Source organism: Janthinobacterium sp. GL_088, assembly GCF_057837845.1.
Genome location: NZ_CM174453.1, coordinates 5,375,270 through 5,391,248, shown reverse-complemented (window position 1 = coordinate 5,391,248; position 15,979 = coordinate 5,375,270). Strand labels below are relative to the sequence as shown.

General features: G+C 62.3%; 12 protein-coding genes. 8 read left to right on the top strand and 4 right to left on the bottom strand.

All coding sequences use genetic code 11. The features are described 5' to 3' along the window. Nucleotides 1–59 precede the first annotated feature (59 nt). From moaA to AC3IQ7_RS24050, 3 genes are all read right to left on the bottom strand, one after another. On the bottom strand, nt 60–1,181 hold the full coding sequence (moaA, locus tag AC3IQ7_RS24060; protein ID WP_489207496.1) for a GTP 3',8-cyclase MoaA: 1,122 nt from the start codon (nt 1,179–1,181) through the stop codon (nt 60–62). A gap of 29 nt (nt 1,182–1,210) precedes the next feature. Next, on the bottom strand, nt 1,211–2,542 hold the full coding sequence (gene chrA, locus AC3IQ7_RS24055; protein ID WP_489207495.1) for a chromate efflux transporter: 1,332 nt from the start codon (nt 2,540–2,542) through the stop codon (nt 1,211–1,213). An 88-nt stretch (nt 2,543–2,630) separates the two neighbouring features. Continuing rightward, entirely contained in the window at nt 2,631–5,750 is a 3,120-nt protein-coding gene (locus AC3IQ7_RS24050; protein WP_489207494.1) for an Rne/Rng family ribonuclease, read from the bottom strand. A 696-nt stretch (nt 5,751–6,446) separates the two neighbouring features. On the opposite strand from AC3IQ7_RS24050, the gene AC3IQ7_RS24045 reads away from it, so the two are divergent. From AC3IQ7_RS24045 to AC3IQ7_RS24030, 4 genes are all read left to right on the top strand, one after another. Beyond that, a complete protein-coding gene (locus AC3IQ7_RS24045) occupies nt 6,447–7,442 on the top strand; it encodes an RluA family pseudouridine synthase (protein WP_489207493.1) in 996 nt (331 codons plus the stop codon). A gap of 89 nt (nt 7,443–7,531) precedes the next feature. Next, on the top strand, nt 7,532–8,191 hold the full coding sequence (locus tag AC3IQ7_RS24040) for an HAD-IA family hydrolase (RefSeq protein WP_099377964.1): 660 nt from the start codon (nt 7,532–7,534) through the stop codon (nt 8,189–8,191). Continuing rightward, nucleotides 8,188–8,565 carry a Rieske (2Fe-2S) protein gene (locus tag AC3IQ7_RS24035; protein WP_092608465.1) on the top strand — a complete coding sequence of 126 codons (378 nt, stop codon included), beginning with the start codon at nt 8,188–8,190 and terminating at the stop codon, nt 8,563–8,565. The genes AC3IQ7_RS24040 and AC3IQ7_RS24035 overlap by 4 nt, the downstream gene beginning before the upstream one ends. A gap of 39 nt (nt 8,566–8,604) precedes the next feature. Beyond that, nucleotides 8,605–9,606 (top strand): S49 family peptidase, encoded by a 1,002-nt coding sequence (locus AC3IQ7_RS24030; protein ID WP_099377963.1) that lies wholly within the window; start codon nt 8,605–8,607, stop codon nt 9,604–9,606. A gap of 370 nt (nt 9,607–9,976) precedes the next feature. On the opposite strand, the gene AC3IQ7_RS24025 is transcribed toward AC3IQ7_RS24030, so the two are convergent. Further along, nucleotides 9,977–10,339 carry a hypothetical protein gene (locus tag AC3IQ7_RS24025; RefSeq protein ID WP_099377962.1) on the bottom strand — a complete coding sequence of 121 codons (363 nt, stop codon included), beginning with the start codon at nt 10,337–10,339 and terminating at the stop codon, nt 9,977–9,979. A gap of 256 nt (nt 10,340–10,595) precedes the next feature. Between AC3IQ7_RS24025 and AC3IQ7_RS24020 the strand changes: the two genes are divergently transcribed. The 4 genes from AC3IQ7_RS24020 (at nt 10,596) to flhA (ending at nt 15,944) form a co-directional block, all read left to right on the top strand. Beyond that, entirely contained in the window at nt 10,596–11,306 is a 711-nt protein-coding gene (locus AC3IQ7_RS24020) for a pseudouridine synthase (protein ID WP_489207492.1), read from the top strand. 213 nt (nt 11,307–11,519) lie between these two features. Next, nucleotides 11,520–12,518 carry a fumarylacetoacetate hydrolase family protein gene (locus tag AC3IQ7_RS24015; RefSeq protein WP_099377961.1) on the top strand — a complete coding sequence of 333 codons (999 nt, stop codon included), beginning with the start codon at nt 11,520–11,522 and terminating at the stop codon, nt 12,516–12,518. Between the two features lie 139 nt (nt 12,519–12,657). After that, a complete protein-coding gene (flhB, locus tag AC3IQ7_RS24010; RefSeq protein ID WP_099377960.1) occupies nt 12,658–13,851 on the top strand; it encodes a flagellar biosynthesis protein FlhB in 1,194 nt (397 codons plus the stop codon). Then, entirely contained in the window at nt 13,848–15,944 is a 2,097-nt protein-coding gene (gene flhA / locus AC3IQ7_RS24005; RefSeq protein ID WP_099377959.1) for a flagellar biosynthesis protein FlhA, read from the top strand. Before flhB ends, flhA begins: the two co-directional genes overlap by 4 nt. Nucleotides 15,945–15,979: the final 35 nt, after the last annotated feature.

Genomic DNA, 15,979 nt, shown 5'->3' with positions numbered 1-15,979 from the left:
AGGTAGGAAAATTGGTGCATGCGCCATGGTAGCAGCGGCGGGCCTGCGCCGCGCCCGATTCAGCCGCCGATATACGACATTTCCACTTTCTTTTTACCGTGCTCAAGCGCGCCGCCCGTTAAATCCGTCTGGCTGGTGCGCAATTGCGAATAGCGGTCGCCGCGGCCGCGCCACAGTTGCGCCACGGCCGAGGAGATTTCAGCATCGCTGTGGCCGCCGCGCAGCAGGCTGCGCAGGTCGTGGCCGCTGCTGGCGAACAAACACGTGTACAGCTTGCCCTCGGTCGAGAGGCGGGCGCGGCTGCAGTCGGCGCAGAACGCTTGCGTGACGCTGGAAATGAGGCCGATCTCGCCGCCGCCATCCGCGTAGCGCCAGCGCGCCGCCGTCTCGCCCGTGTAGTTCGGGTTGATGGGCAGCAAGGGCATGTGCGCGGCGATACGCCGCACGACTTCGGCGGACGGGATGACTTCCTGCAAGTTCCAGCCGTTCGAGGCGCCCACGTCCATGTATTCGATGAAGCGCAGGATGTAGGGCGTGTCCTTGAAGTGGCGCGCCATGGGCACGATTTCCTGTTCGTTCATGCCGGCCTTGACGACCATGTTGATCTTGATCGGTCCCAGTCCTGCGGCATGCGCCGCATCGATGCCGTGCAGCACGTCGGCCACGGCGAAATCGACATCGTTCATGCGCTTGAAGGTGGCGTCGTCGAGCGAATCGAGCGACACGGTGACCCGGTTCAGGCCCGCGTCCTTGAGCGCTTGCGCTTTTCTGGCCAGCAAGGAACCGTTGGTCGTCAGGGTCAGGTCCAGTGGCTGGCCCGACGGCGTGCGCAGGGCGGCCAGCATGGCGATGAGCTTTTCGATATTCTTGCGCAGCAGCGGTTCGCCGCCCGTCAGGCGGATCTTTTCTACGCCGTGCTCAACGAACAGGCGCGCGACGCGCGTGATTTCCTCGAACGACAGCAAATCCGTGTGCGGCAGGTACACGTGGTTCTTGTCGAACACGTCCTTCGGCATGCAATACACGCAACGGAAATTGCAGCGGTCGGTAATCGAGATGCGCAAGTCGTGCAGGGGCCGGCCCAGGCTGTCGGCCACGTTGCCGCTCGGGCTTTCCAGCTGCGCGGGGATCGCCGGTGCCCCATTGCGGGCTTCGGCGAGGTAGATAATCTTGTCAGCCATGAAAGGTGATACCACTTACGTTAAATCGGTCAAGGCAGATACGATAGCACGAGGCCGAAGATGGCACAGGCGAGCAGCAATTTGATGGTGCCCACTTGAAACCGGATCAGCGCCACGCCGGCCGCCAGCGCGATGGCGATCGCCAGCCAGTCCCAGTGCGGCAGCGGATTTTCCTGCCAGAAGACGTGGCGGCCAAAGAACAGGGCCAGGCTGGCGATGACGCCCACCACGGCCGCCGAAATGGCCGTCAGGGGCGCGCTCAGGCGCAAATTGCCGCGCGATGCTTCCACCAGCGGCGCGCCGGCCAGGATGAAGATGAACGAGGGCAGGAACGTAAACCAGCTGGCGACGAGCGCACCGCACACGCCCGCCAGCCATAGGTGCTCGCCTGTCACGGCATGGCTCCAGCCGCCGACAAAACCGATGAAGGCGACGATCATGATCAGGGGGCCGGGCGTCGTTTCGCCCAGCGCCAGGCCATCCATCATTTGCGCGCTGCTGATCCAGTGGTAGTGGTCGGCGGCGCCCTGCACCAGGTAGGGCAGCACGGCATACGCGCCGCCGAACGTCAGCAGGGCGGCCTTGCTGAAAAACACGCCCATCTGCGCCAGCGGCTGCTCCGCGCCGCCCGCCAGCGCCAGGCCCAGCCAGGCGACGAAGGCCAGCGCCAGGCCCACGGCGGCCGTGCCAAGCAGGCGCGGCCAACTGAAACGCGCGTGCTCCGGCGTGGGCGTGTCGTCATCGATCAGGGCGGCGCCGTAGCGGGCCGCGCCGCCATGTTGCGTGGCGCCAATATGAAAGTGGCCCGGCAGCCAGCGCCCGCCCGCCATGCCCAGCAGGGCTGCGGCGAGCACGATCAGCGGAAATGGCAGATGTAGCGCGGCGATGGCTATAAATGCGGCCGTCGCGATGGCGATCAGGCCGGGGCTGCGCAAGGTGCGCCGGCCCAGGCGCCAGGCGGCCGCCAGCACGATGGCGACGACAGCCGGCTTGATGCCGTACAGGACGCCGGCGATGGCGCCCACGTGGCCATATGCCATGTACAGCCAGGACAGGGCGATCAGCAGCAGCAGCGAAGGCAGCAAAAACAGCAGGCCCGCCACCAGGGCGCCGCGCGTGCGGTGCATCAGCCAGCCGATGTAGATGGCCAGCTGGGTCGCTTCCGGCCCCGGCAGCAGCATGCAGTAATTCAAGGCGTGCAGGAAACGCTGCTCGGAAATCCAGCGCCGCTTTTCCACCAGTTCCGCATGCATCATGGCGATTTGCCCGGCCGGGCCGCCAAAGCTGACGCAGCCCAGCTTGAGCCAGTACCAGAAGGCGCTGCGCAGGCTGACGGGGGAAGGTGGGGCGTGCTCGTGCATGGCGGATGGCTGGCAAAGGTGTGGACGTAAAAAAGGGGAAGCCTGAGCTCCCCCTTTCATCATTGGCGGCTGGGCGAACCCGGCCCGCTTATGGACGTTGCGTGTTGACCTGGATCAACGGCTCATCCGATTGCGGCGGCAATGGCTTGCGTTCGCGCGGCTTGCGTACGGGAGCAACTGCCTTGGCAGCCGCTTCCTGCGCCAGGCGCAGTTTTTCCGGATCGGTGGCAGCCAGGGTCAGGCCGGCCGAACCGAGCACTGCGCTCAAGTCCAGCGGCGCGGCCACTGGTGCTGCCGGAGCAGGAGCAACGACAGGTGCCGGCGCTGGTGCAGGGGCGGGAGCCGCTTCGGCAACCACCGGGGCGGCTTCCACCACGGCCGGTGCCGCTTCGGCGACTGGCGCTTCTTCCGCCACGACAGCAACCGTTTCCACGACTGGCGCCGCTTCGACGATGACTTCCGCTGGAGCAGGTGCTGGCGCTGGTGCGGCTTCCGCTTTCTCGGCAAAGCTGTACTCGGCAGCTGGTGCTGGTTCAGCTTGCACTGCAGCAACGACGGCTTCGACAGGAGCTGGCGGCACGATCACTTCAGCAACTTCAGCAACTGGTGCAGCTTCAGCAGCAGGAGCGGCTTCTTCAACCTTGGCGACTTCGACCACTTCCACTGCTTCGACTACGTCAGCCACGACGGCAGGAGCGGCATCAAATGCCGCTTCCACTGGCGCAGCGACGGCGACGACAGCGTCGGCAGCCACGACGGCTACTGGAGCCGCATCAGCGGCAGCTTCCGGCGCCGGAGCAACCGTAAAGCTGATCACTGGCGCGTCCTGGCCTTCGTTTTCACCGTTTGCCGATTCGATCAGCTCGCCCGTTTCGCGGTCGCGGCGGTTGCGGTTGCGGCCACCACGACGACGGCGGCGGCGCGGTTCTTCGCCTTCCACGTCGTTTTCCGTCTCTTCGCCTTCAGGACCGGCATTTGCCGGTGCTTTCAGCAAGTTCGCCGGTGCGGCGTCGGATTCAGGACCGTTTGACGGCACGACGACATTCACCGCGCTGGCGGTGGCGCCAACCAGGGCCAGCTCATCAGCTTTCACTTCAGCAACAACAGCCTTGTCGGCGCGTGGTTCGCGGCCTTCGCGTGGCTGGCGTGGCGGACGCTCGGCGCGTTCCGGGCGCTCTGCGCGCTCAGGACGTTCCGCGCGTTCCGGACGCTCACCGCGTTCGCGTGGCGCCGTCGTTGCATCGCCACCTTCGCGGGCTTCACGCGGTTCGCGTGGCGGACGCGGTGGGCGTGGCGGACGGGCCGCCTTTTCCAGTGCTTCCGCTGCTGCATCGTCCTGGGCTGGACGGCCCTGGCCCGGTTCGCGCTCTTCGCGGCCTGGCTTGCCGTTGCGGCCACGGCCACGCGGGCCACGGCTGTTGCGGTCGCCACGGTCGGCGCCAGCCGGTTTGGCTGGGGCGACTGGGGCAGGTGCCGGTGCCACCGGTGCCGGGGCGCCGGTGAAGAAGCTGATGATCTTGGCGATCAGGCCTTGCGGCGCGGCAGGCGCGGCCACCGGAGCCGGTTTCGCTTCGATGGGCTTGCGCTCGACCAGCGGTGCCGGCTGGTCAGGGGTGATCGTCTTGACGACGGCTTCCTGGCGCGGCTTGGCTTCTTCCTTCTGGCGCTTGCTGTAAGCCATGTCGGTTTCAGCGCTTTCAGCCAGGTTGTAGCTGGCCTGGCTGTCTTCCAGACGCGGATCGTCGTGCTTGATGCGTTCCAGCTTGTAGTGCGGCGTTTCCAGATGCTTGTTCGGGATCAGGATCACGGCGATGCGGTGGCGGTTTTCGATTTTGAGTACTTCGCCGCGCTTTTCGTTCAGCAGGAAGGCGCCCACGTCCACGGGCACTTGCACGTGGATGGTGGCCGAGTTTTCCTTCATCGCCTCTTCCTGGATGATGCGCAGCACCTGCAGGGCGGACGATTCCGTGTCACGGATGTGGCCGGTGCCGGAGCAGCGCGGGCACGTCACGTGCGAGCCTTCGGACAGCGAAGGACGCAGGCGCTGGCGCGACAGTTCCATCAGGCCGAAGCGGGAAATCTTGCCCATTTGTACACGGGCACGGTCATGGTGCAGCGCATCTTTCAGGCGCTGTTCCACTTCGCGCTGGTTCTTCGCCACTTCCATGTCGATGAAGTCGATGACGATCAAGCCGCCCAGATCGCGCAAGCGCAGCTGGCGGGCCACTTCTTCGGCCGCTTCGCAGTTGGTATTGAAGGCGGTTGTCTCGATGTCCGAGCCGCGCGTGGCGCGGGCCGAGTTGACGTCGACGGAGACCAGCGCTTCGGTGTGGTCGATCACGATGGCGCCGCCCGATGGCAACGGCACGGTGCGGCTGTACGCCGTTTCGATTTGATGTTCGATCTGGAAGCGCGAGAACAGCGGCACGTCGTCGCTGTAGCGTTTTACGCGGTGCACCATGTCGGGCATCACGTGGCTCATGAACTGGTGCGCCTGGTCGTAGATCTCGTCGGTGTCGATCAGGATCTCGCCGATGTCGGGCTGGAAGTAGTCGCGGATGGCGCGGATGACGAGCGAGGATTCCTGGTAGATCAGGAAAGCGCCGTTGGCCGACTTGCCGGCGCCTTCGATGGCGCGCCACAGTTGCATCAGGTAATTCAAGTCCCATTGCAGTTCATCGACGTTGCGGCCGATGCCTGCCGTGCGGGCAATCACGGACATGCCAGCTGGCAAGTCCAGTTTATCCATGGTTTCGCGCAATTCCTGGCGCTCTTCACCTTCCACGCGGCGCGATACGCCACCGCCACGCGGGTTGTTCGGCATCAATACCAGGTAACGGCCGGCCAGCGAAACGAAGGAAGTCAGGGCAGCGCCCTTGTTGCCGCGCTCTTCCTTTTCAACCTGGACCATGATTTCCTGGCCTTCGCGCAGCGCTTCCTTGACGGAAGCGTTACGCACATCAACGCCTTCGCGGAAATACGTGCGGGCAACTTCCTTGAAAGGCAGGAAGCCGTGGCGGTCTTCGCCATAGCTGACGAAGCACGCTTCGAGCGATGGCTCGATGCGCGTGATCACGCCCTTGTAGATGTTGGATTTGCGCTGTTCGCGCCCGGCTGTCTCGATATCGATGTCGATCAGTTTTTGTCCGTCGACAATCGCTACGCGCAGTTCTTCTTGCTGCGTGGCATTAAACAACATGCGTTTCATTTTTATAACTCCGCGACCCGTAGGCCATCTCAAAGCCGCTTCCGGGGAAGCGGCGAAGTACAGGGATATATGCGAGAACGGGAGTGCTGGCGGGGGAAATGCCCAGGCGTGCGGAGCAACAACGCGTACGAGGTATACGTTACGGCCGCAACAGGCGCGGTGAGGTCGATCGTCATGCCGAGTGCACAGGACACTTGCAACTCATCTGAAACAACCCGGATGAGAATGAACTGCATCGGGGACAGAGAATGCAAGTGGTCAGCAAATTCAGAGCCAAAATCGTTAGCCGGCTCATTACAGGGATCGCGATGGCGAGGCTTGGCCTCAGCCTATCATCGACAACCCTCAGTATTTGGCCACATACGGGGTTTGGCGAAAACGGCAAGCGTTATCAACTTCATCAACCCGCGAGCCCGACTCGATAAGTCGCGCTAACGGGTACTTATCCTTATAATCCCACACTCACTTCAGCATCTCCACGCGTTATCCGATTACAACTACGGTGCAACCTTGATTCGCGCAGGGATGGTGCATATACATTTTTTTCCACCGAATTTGCAATTTGGCGAGGCCGGTGGAGACGCCCCTGTGTAAAATGTGCTTTTATTCTTACACTCGCAGCAGCCAGGGCCGCAGCAAAAACAATTATATATTCAAAATGAAGGACTTAGAGAGATTTCTGGGAAGACATAGTAAATGAAGAGTCAAAATGATGTTGTTCCCCCTTCAACACCCCCGGTTCAGCCGCAAGCCCAATTCGTAACGATCGCCGAGGAAGAAGCAGGCCAGCGCATCGACAACTACTTATTAAGAGTGTGCAAGGGAGTGCCTAAAAGCCACATCTACCGGATCTTGCGATCGGGAGAAGTGCGGGTTAATAAAGGCCGTATCGATCAGCTGTACCGTCTCGCCGCCGGCGACGTGGTGCGCATTCCACCCGTGCGCGTGGCCGAAAAGGCGCCCACGGGCGCGCCGGCCGCCGAATTCAAGATCATCTTCGAAGATGCGCAGCTGCTCGTCATCGACAAGCCGGCCGGCGTGGCCGTGCATGGCGGCTCGGGCGTGTCCTTCGGCGTGATCGAGCAATTGCGCGCTTCGCGCCCCGACGCCAAGTTCCTGGAACTGGTGCACCGCCTGGACCGCGACACGTCCGGCTTGCTGTTGCTGGCAAAGAAACGCACGGCGTTGACGAACTTGCATGAACAGATGCGCGACGGCGTCACGGACAAGCGCTACCTGGTGCTGGTGGCCGGCGACTGGAAGAATGCGCGCCAGCATATTAAGTTGCCATTGCATAAATATACGACGGCGGAAGGCGAGCGCCGGGTGGCCGTGCAAGCCGATGGACTGGCGTCGCACACGGTGTTTTCACTGTTGCATAAATATCACAACTTCGCCTTGCTGGAAGCGGAATTGAAGACGGGACGCACGCACCAGATCCGCGTGCACCTGTCTTCGTCCGGGTTCCCCATCGTCGGCGACGATAAATATGGCGACTTTGCCCTCAACCGTGCCCTGTTGAAAGCCGACAGCACGCGCGGCGCCCTGAAGCGCATGTTCCTGCACGCGCACCAGATCACGTTTACGCATCCGGAGACGGGCAAGACGATGACCCTGAACGCGCCGCTGGCTGCCGAATGCGAGCGTTTCTTGGTAAGCTTGGGCAAACCATTGGCCGTTGCCGCACGATAAAATTCGACGCGTGCGCGTGACACTACCCACAAGGTAGTCAGTCGCCATCATTCATTCTCAAGGAGCCGACGGCTATGCCGTCGGGAAACATGGCAAGAAAGCAATTTGATCTGATCGTCTTCGATTGGGACGGTACCCTGATAGACAGTACCTCGACCATCGTCAAGTGCATCCAGGCGTCGGCCAAAGACCTGGGCTTGCCAATTCCCACCGAGTTGCTCGCTTCGCACGTGATCGGCCTGGGCTTGCAGGAAGCCATGCAGCTGGTGATGCCCGACGTGGAGCCGAAATACCATGCGCGCATGGCGGAACGCTACCGCTATCACTACCTGTCGCGCGACCATGAGCTGGCCTTGTTTCCCGGCGTCTACGAAATGCTGCAGGATCTGTCGCAGCAGGCGTACTTTCTAGCCGTCGCCACGGGCAAGAGCCGCGTTGGCTTGAACCGCTCCTTGAATGCCGTCAAGTTGCTGTCGCTGTTCGATGCGACGCGCTGTGCTGACGAAACCTTTTCCAAGCCCCATCCGGCCATGCTGCAGGAACTGACGCGTGAACTGGGCCAGGATATGCGCCGCACCGTGATGATTGGCGACACCAGTCATGATTTATTGATGGCAAGCAATGCAGGTGCGGCCAGTATTGCCGTAGAGTATGGGGCGCATCCCGTGGAGCAGTTGCAAGCCTGCAATCCCCTGTATTCGGCCGCCACGGTGGCCGAGCTGCATCAATGGCTGAGCGAGCACGCATGATGAACGATGTTGTCGATGTATTCATTTGCGCCGCCGACGCCGTGGCCGATGGCGGCAAGGGCGTGCGCTTTCCCGTCTCGGCCGGTGGCGAAGCGACCACGGGCTTTGTCGTGCGCCATGGCGGCAAGGCGTATGGCTACCTGAACCGCTGCGCCCACGTGCCGATCGAGCTGGACTGGGCGGAAGGCGAGTTTTTCGAATCCAGCGGCTTGTACCTGATGTGTTCGACGCATGGCGCCATCTATGTGCCGGAAAGCGGTCTGTGCGCGGGCGGCCCCTGCAAGGGCGGGCGCTTGCGTCCGATCGCCGTGGCCGAGCGCGATGGCCAGCTGTACTGGCAACCCGACGAGTATGTCCAGCCACTGCCGGCGTGAGGCCGGGGCAGGCTTTCTGTAATTTAAGCAAAGTGAACCATGAGCGATAACACGAATGACAAGCTGGACAGCAGCGCGCCAGCCGCCGGCCACGGCGCCCCTGCGGGACACTGGGAGCGCGACGTGCTGGAAAAGCTGGTATTTGCCACTTTGCAAGAGCAACGTGCGCACCGCCGCTGGAGCATCTTTTTCAAGGTCTTCAGCCTGCTGATCGTGCTGTTCGCCCTGTGGGTGTTTTATGACTACAACACGGCCGACGACAGCGAAACCCTGGGTCGCCACACGGCCCTGATTGACATCAGCGGCGCCATCGAGTCCGAAGGCAGCGGCTCGGCCGCCGTCGTCATCCCCGCGCTGGACAAGGCGTTTTCCGATGCCGGCTCCGTGGCCGTGGTGCTGCATATTAATAGTCCGGGCGGCAGTCCCGTGCAGGCCGGCATGATCGTCGACGAGATGCAGCGCCTGCGCAAGGGCTATCCGGACAAGCCTTTGTATGTGGTGGTCGATGAAATGTGCGCCTCGGGCGGCTATTACATCGCGGCCGCCGCCGACCGCATCTACGTCAACAAGGCCAGCGTGGTCGGTTCCATCGGCGTGCTGATGGATGGCTTCGGCTTTACGGGCGTGATGGAAAAGGTCGGCGTCGAGCGCCGTTTGCTGACGGCAGGCGAGAACAAGGGCTTCATGGACCCGTTCAGCCCCCTGACGGAAAAACACAAGGCGTATGCGCAAGGCATGCTCAATGAAATCCACCAGCAATTCATCGACGTCGTGCGCGCGGGACGGGGCAAGCGCCTGAAGGAAACGGCCGATACCTTCTCGGGCCTGTACTGGACGGGCGCGAAAGCCGTGGAAATGGGTCTGGCCGACGATTTCGGCACGGTCGACAGCGTGGCGCGCGACGTCGTCAAGGCGGAAGACATCGTCGACTACACGCAGCATGAAGGCTTGCCGGAACGGGTGCTGAAGAAGTTTGGCGCCGCCATGGGCGCGGGCGCCATGAAGGCAGCCGTGCAGCAGTCACAACCGGCGTTGCGCTGAGAACATCACTCTTGGCTGGCAGACAAGCCAGTCGAGAATGATTTTCAATAAGGTGGTAAATTGACTTGAAAATGGGGCTGCTTGGGCTATAGTGAAAGCGTAGTTCTTTTCAAGGAGGGGCGATATATCAACTATGTTGTCAGTACTAACTTGATTGGCAAGTCTTGGAACTACTCGCCGCATCGCAGATGTGGTTTTGAGTGAATTTACATTCCTCACTAAAGTCCCGATGGGGCTTGGAAACGGCGGCGCAATGCCGCCGTTTCCTTTTGTGTGTGCCGGATGGGCCGGGGTCGCCGGCTGTTGTGTCGGGGCGTGCTGGCAAGGCAGGCATGCGAGGGCGGGGCATGGCTGGTCGGATGGGGCGCGCTCAGACGGCGCAGCCGTTGCAGTGCGAGGACTGCCTGGCCGCCGCCGCATTGATGCTCATGCTGGCGCCGTCGCTGGCAATGGCGCTGGTGTCGGGCGGAGGCGCGCTCGTGGTGTCGGTTTCCGCATCGGCGTGCGCAAAACCGCCCAGTTCCAGCCAGCACATGAATTGACATTGCGCCTCGGCATGCCAGTGCGTCTGACTGGCTGGCGATGGCGGCGCGTCCGCATCCTGCGGCGCAGGAGCGTTGCTCCAGCGCGCCACGCCGAGTCTGACTTTGTGCATGGCCGCCTGTTCCGCAGCGATGCGCTGGCGCATGTCGGCGATGCTGCCTTGTAAGGCGATGGTATCGGTATGCTTCATACAATGTCCTTGTGGGTCGTTGCCTGGTTATTATTCCTAAAGCTCGTTAGGCGGATTCCTAACGAAGTTTCAGTCTATCAACGCGATATTCCGAGCGCTTGATATTTCTCAAAAGAATCAACCATTTCTCGCCAATTCTCACCTTGTACTTTTTGGTATTTCTGCGTGCAGCATGGTTTCGCGCTGCCTGGACCGCCGCGCGGACGCCAGCTGCCGCCGCTTCACGCTGCCAGCCGCTTCTGGTAAAGTCACGCCCATGAGTAAATTATCCCTAGACCGCATCCTGCAATCGCAGGGTTTTGGCACCCGTAAATATTGTCGTTCCCTCATCGAGGATGGCGATGTCGTCATCGATGGCGTCACCCAGACCAATTACCGCACCACCGTCGAGATCGAAGGCCTGGTGCTGCACGTGTTCGAAGAAGAGTGGGTGGTCCGCACGCACCTGTACCTGGCGCTGAACAAGCCCGCCAACTTCGAATGCTCGCGCAAGCCCAGCCATCATCCTGGCGTATTGACCTTGCTGCCGGAACAATTCACCTGGCGCGAAGTCCAGCCCGTCGGCCGGCTTGACCACGATACGACCGGCATGCTGCTGATGTCTGACGATGGCCCGTTTATCCATGCACAATCGTCGCCGAAGCGCCACGTTCCCAAGATTTACCAGGCCACCACGCAAGAGCCTGTGACGGATGAACTGGTGGCCCTGTTGCTGGCTGGTGTGCAATTGCACGACGAACCGGCCCCGCTGGCGGCCCTCGTCTGCGTCAAGCGCGGCGAGCACCAGCTGGAAATTGTGCTCGAGCAAGGCAAATACCACCAGGTCAAGCGCATGCTGGCCGCCGCCGGCAACCATTGCAGCGCGCTGCACCGTTCCGCCATCGGCAGCCTGACCCTGGAATCGCTGGGCCTCGCCGAAGGCGAGTGGTGCTATCTGACACCCGAGCAGATCGCGCTGCTGGCGTAATAACACCAGGCCAAACCTACTGCGCGTCGTGCTTTGCAGCCTGCGATGCTCACCGTGCTTTAGCACGGCTGCGCTTCTCGGCCACAAATCACTGCCGCTCACTACGGTTTTGTCTGGTGTTGCACCTCTCTTCTTGACCGCTAAATGTCGGTATTTGCCGGCTTTTTTGCGTCTTTAGTTTCCACTGCCTGCATTTGACGAAGTTTCCCGCACATGAAATTAGCAACCCTGAAGGATGGCACGCGCGACGGCCAGCTGGCTGTCGTCTCGCGCGACCTGAAAACGGCCCACCTGGCCGATGGCATCGCCCCGACCCTGCAAAAGGCGCTCGATGACTGGAGTTTCATCGCGCCCCAGCTCGATTTGCTGTACCAGACCATCAATAGCGGCCGCGGCCATCGCGCCTTCGAGTTCGACCCGGCCAACTGCATGGCGCCCTTGCCGCGCAGCAGCTTGCGCGTGGCCGGCGCGTCCTATCTGCAGCAGATCGAGCGCGCCTGCAAGGCTGCTGGCGTTGATGTGCCCGCCAACTTGCGCGAGGCGCCACGGCTGTATCAGGGCGCCAGCGACGATTTCCTCGGCGCCCATGACGACATCACCCTGGCGCACGAGCAGTGGGGCATCGATTACGAGGCAGGCATCGCCGCCATCACGGACGACGTGGCCATGGGTTCCACGCCCGACCAGGCGCACCTGAATATCAAGCTGTTGATGCTGGTCAACGACATCACCTTGCGCAACCTGGCGCCCGACGAGCAAGCCAGTGGCTACGGCTTCCTGCAGGCGAAACCGGCCATGGCCTGCTCGCCTGTGGCCATCACGCCGGACGAGCTGGGCGACGCCTGGCGCGGCGGCAAGGTGCATTACGCCCTGCGCTGCAGCCTGAACGGCAAGTTGACGGGCCAGCCCCACGCGGGCGCCGACATGGCCTTCAATTATCCGCAATTGCTCGCCCATCTGTGCCAGACGCGCAACGCGCGCGCCGGCAGCGTGGTCAGCGCGGGCGGGGTCGCCAACAAGGAAGTCAAGAAGGGATTTTCAAGCATCGTTGAGCGACGTAACCAGGAGATGATCGCCGATGGCATCGCCAGCACGCCATTCCTGTTGTTTGGTGATGTGGTCCGGCTGGAAATGCTCGGTGATGACGGTAAATCCTTGTTTGGCGCCATCGAGCAGACCGTGAAGCAGGCGGAAGCGAGGAAGTCCCGCTAAGGTTACTTGAGAGTAAAGGAAATGCAGGGGATTTGCCCCCCTGTTCCGCCGATGGCAAGCAGGCACTTGACTCGATAATGCTCCATGCCCAGTCCGTATTGCGCCTAGCCAGGCTGCAGGACTTCACCGGAGTTGATTGATGTCGGAAGACAGCGACGCAGAAAAGACCGAAGCCGCGTCACCGAAGCGCCTCGAGCAGGCGCGTGAGGAAGGCGACGTTCCGCGATCGCGTGAAGTGGCAACGTTCACTGTGTTGATGGCGTCCGGCTGCTGCCTGTGGTTTGCCGGCGACGCCATCGTGCGGCGGCTGACGGCTGTCATGGTTTCCGGCCTGACCCTGGATCGCGAGCAGATCCTCAATCCCGACGCGATGATGTTGCGCATCGGCTACGACGTGGGCTCCGTCTTGCTGACTTGCCTGCCGTACGCGCTGGCCATCATGCTCGTGGCCCTGGCCTCGCCCGTGCTGGTGGGCGGCTGGCTGTTTAGTTCCAAGGCGTTCACCCCCAATTTTGGCAAGCTCAACCCGATTCGTGGCCTGGGCAATATGTTTTCGAAGAATGCGCTGGTGGAATTGCTCAAGGCCATCGCCAAGACCCTCGTCGTCGGCGTCGTCGCCTGGATGGTGATGCAGCATCAAAAGGATGCCGTGCTGGGCTTGTCGGTGGAATCCCTGCGCGCCGGCTCGGCTCATCTGATCAGCCTGCTGATCACGGCCTTTTTGCTGATCGTCGGCGCGCTGGGCCTGATCGCCGCCATTGACGGTCCATACCAGATGTGGCATTACGCCAACAAGATGAAAATGTCCTTGCAGGAAGTCAAGCAAGAGTCGAAAGAATCGGACGGCAATCCGCAGATCAAGGCGAAGATACGCCAGATGCAGCATGAAATGTCGCGCCGCCGCATGATGGCCGACGTGCCGACGGCCGACGTGGTGGTGACCAATCCTACCCACTACGCGGTGGCCTTGAAATATGGCGAGAATTCGCGTGGCGCGCCGCAGGTGGTGGCCAAGGGCATCGACGAGGTGGCGGCGAAGATCCGCGAACTGGCCGGCGAGCACAAGGTCGCCATCCTGGAAGCGCCGGCCCTGGCGCGCGCGCTGTACAAGCATACGGACATCGGCGACGAGATTCCCGAAGCGCTGTATGGCGCCGTGGCCGAAGTGCTGGCCTATGTGTTCCAGCTGCGCAGCTATGGCAAGGGCCAGGGCGAGCGTCCCGACAAGCCGAAGAAACTCGACGTGCCGCCCGAGCTCGACCCGCAGAATCCCGCATCACAGACACCGCCCGCAACTGGCGCAGCAGACAAGAATAAAGGAAGTACACCATGAACGGCCTGAGAATGCCAGCCTGGCTCAGTGGAATGGGTGGCAACGCCAGCAAGGGCATCGCCGCGCCTATCATCATCATCATGCTGCTGGCGATGATGGTGCTGCCGCTGCCGGCCTTCATCCTCGACATCTTCTTCAGTTTTAATATCGCGCTGTCCATCATCGTGCTGCTGACGGCGCTGTACACGGTCAAGCCGCTCGACTTCATGGCCTTCCCGACCATTTTGCTCGTGTCGACCATGCTGCGCCTGTCGCTGAACGTGGCGTCCACGCGCGTGGTGCTGACGGAAGGCCATACGGGCGCCGACGCGGCCGGTAAAGTGATTGAAGCGTTCGGTCACTTCTTGATCGGCGGCAACTACACGGTCGGTATCGTGGTTTTCATTATTTTGACGATCATCAACTTTACCGTCGTGACCAAGGGCGCGGGCCGTATCGCCGAGGTGGGCGCCCGCTTCGCGCTGGACGCGATGCCCGGTAAACAGATGGCCATCGATGCCGACCTGAACGCCGGCCTGATCGGCGAAGACGAAGCGCGCCGCCGCCGCACGGAAGTGGCGCAGGAAGCGGAATTCTATGGCGCCATGGACGGTGCCAGCAAATACGTGCGCGGCGACGCCATCGCCGGCATCATGGTCACCGTCATCAATATCGTCGGCGGCTTGCTGGTGGGCTTGCTGCAGCACGACATGGGCTTTGCCGATGCGCTCAAGAACTACACCCTGCTGGCCATCGGTGACGGCCTGGTGGCGCAGATTCCTTCGCTGATCATTTCCACGGCGGCCGGTATCGTCGTCTCGCGCGTGGCCAGCGAACAGGACATCGGCACCCAGCTGGTAGGGCAATTGTTTGCGAAACCGCAAGTGCTATATATTACCGCCGGCATCATCGGCGGCATGGGCTTGATTCCCGGCATGCCGAACATGGTCTTCATCCTGCTGGCGTCGCTGCTGGCCGGTTCCGCCTATCTGATCAGCAAAAAACGCACGCAGGAAAAAGAGGCGGCCGAAAAGCCGGCCGAAGTGCCGCAGGCAACCGTGGCGCCCGAGCAGGAAGAAGCCAGCTGGCAAGACATCATGCCCGTCGATACCCTGGGCCTGGAAGTGGGCTACCGTTTGATTCCCCTGGTCGACAAGACGCAGGGCGGCGAATTGCTCAAACGCATCAAGGGCATCCGCAAGAAATTTGCCCAGGAAGTGGGCTTCCTGGCGCCGCCCGTGCATATCCGCGACAACCTGGAATTGAAACCGTCCGCCTACCGCATCACCCTCAAGGGCGTGGAAGTGGGCGTGGGCGAAGCGTTCAACGGCCAGTTCCTGGCGATCAACCCCGGCATGGCCAGCGGCACCTTGCCGGGCGTGGCCACCAACGACCCCGCCTTCGGCTTGCCCGCCACCTGGATCGACGCCAGCTTGCGCGACCAGGCCCAATCGATGGGCTACACGGTGGTCGATGCGGGCACCGTGGTGGCCACGCACCTGAATCACCTGATCACCTCGCACGCTTCCGAGCTGCTGGGCCGCGCGGAAGTGCAGTCGCTGCTCGACCACCTGGGCAAGGATGCCCCGCGCCTGGTGGAAGATCTGGTGCCGAAGATGCTGTCGCTGTCGACCTTGCAAAAGGTGCTGCAGAACCTGCTGGCCGAGGGCGTGCACATCCGCGACATGCGCAGCATCATCGAAACCCTGGCCGAGCATACGGTCAGCACGCAAGACCCGAATGAACTGACGGCGCTGGTGCGCGTGGCCCTGGGCCGCGCCATCGTGCAGCAATTGTTCCCCGGCTCGGCCGAACTGTCCGTGATGACCCTGGACAGCCGCCTGGAGCGGCTGCTGATGCAAGCGATGGGCAATGGCGGCGATGGCGCCGGCATCGAGCCGGGCCTGGCCGACACCATCGCGCACCAGGCGGGCCTGGCTGCCCAGCAACAGGAAGCGCTGGGCCTGACGCCGGTGCTGCTGGTGCCGGCGCCGCTGCGCGCCCTGCTGTCGCGCTTCCTGCGCCGCGCCTTGCCGCAGCTCAAAGTGCTGTCGCATGCGGAAGTGCCGGAAACCAAGACGATCCGCGTCACGGCCCTGGTGGGCGCGCAGTAGTTGCGTTAAGCGGCACGTAGGGGCGGTCCCGGCGG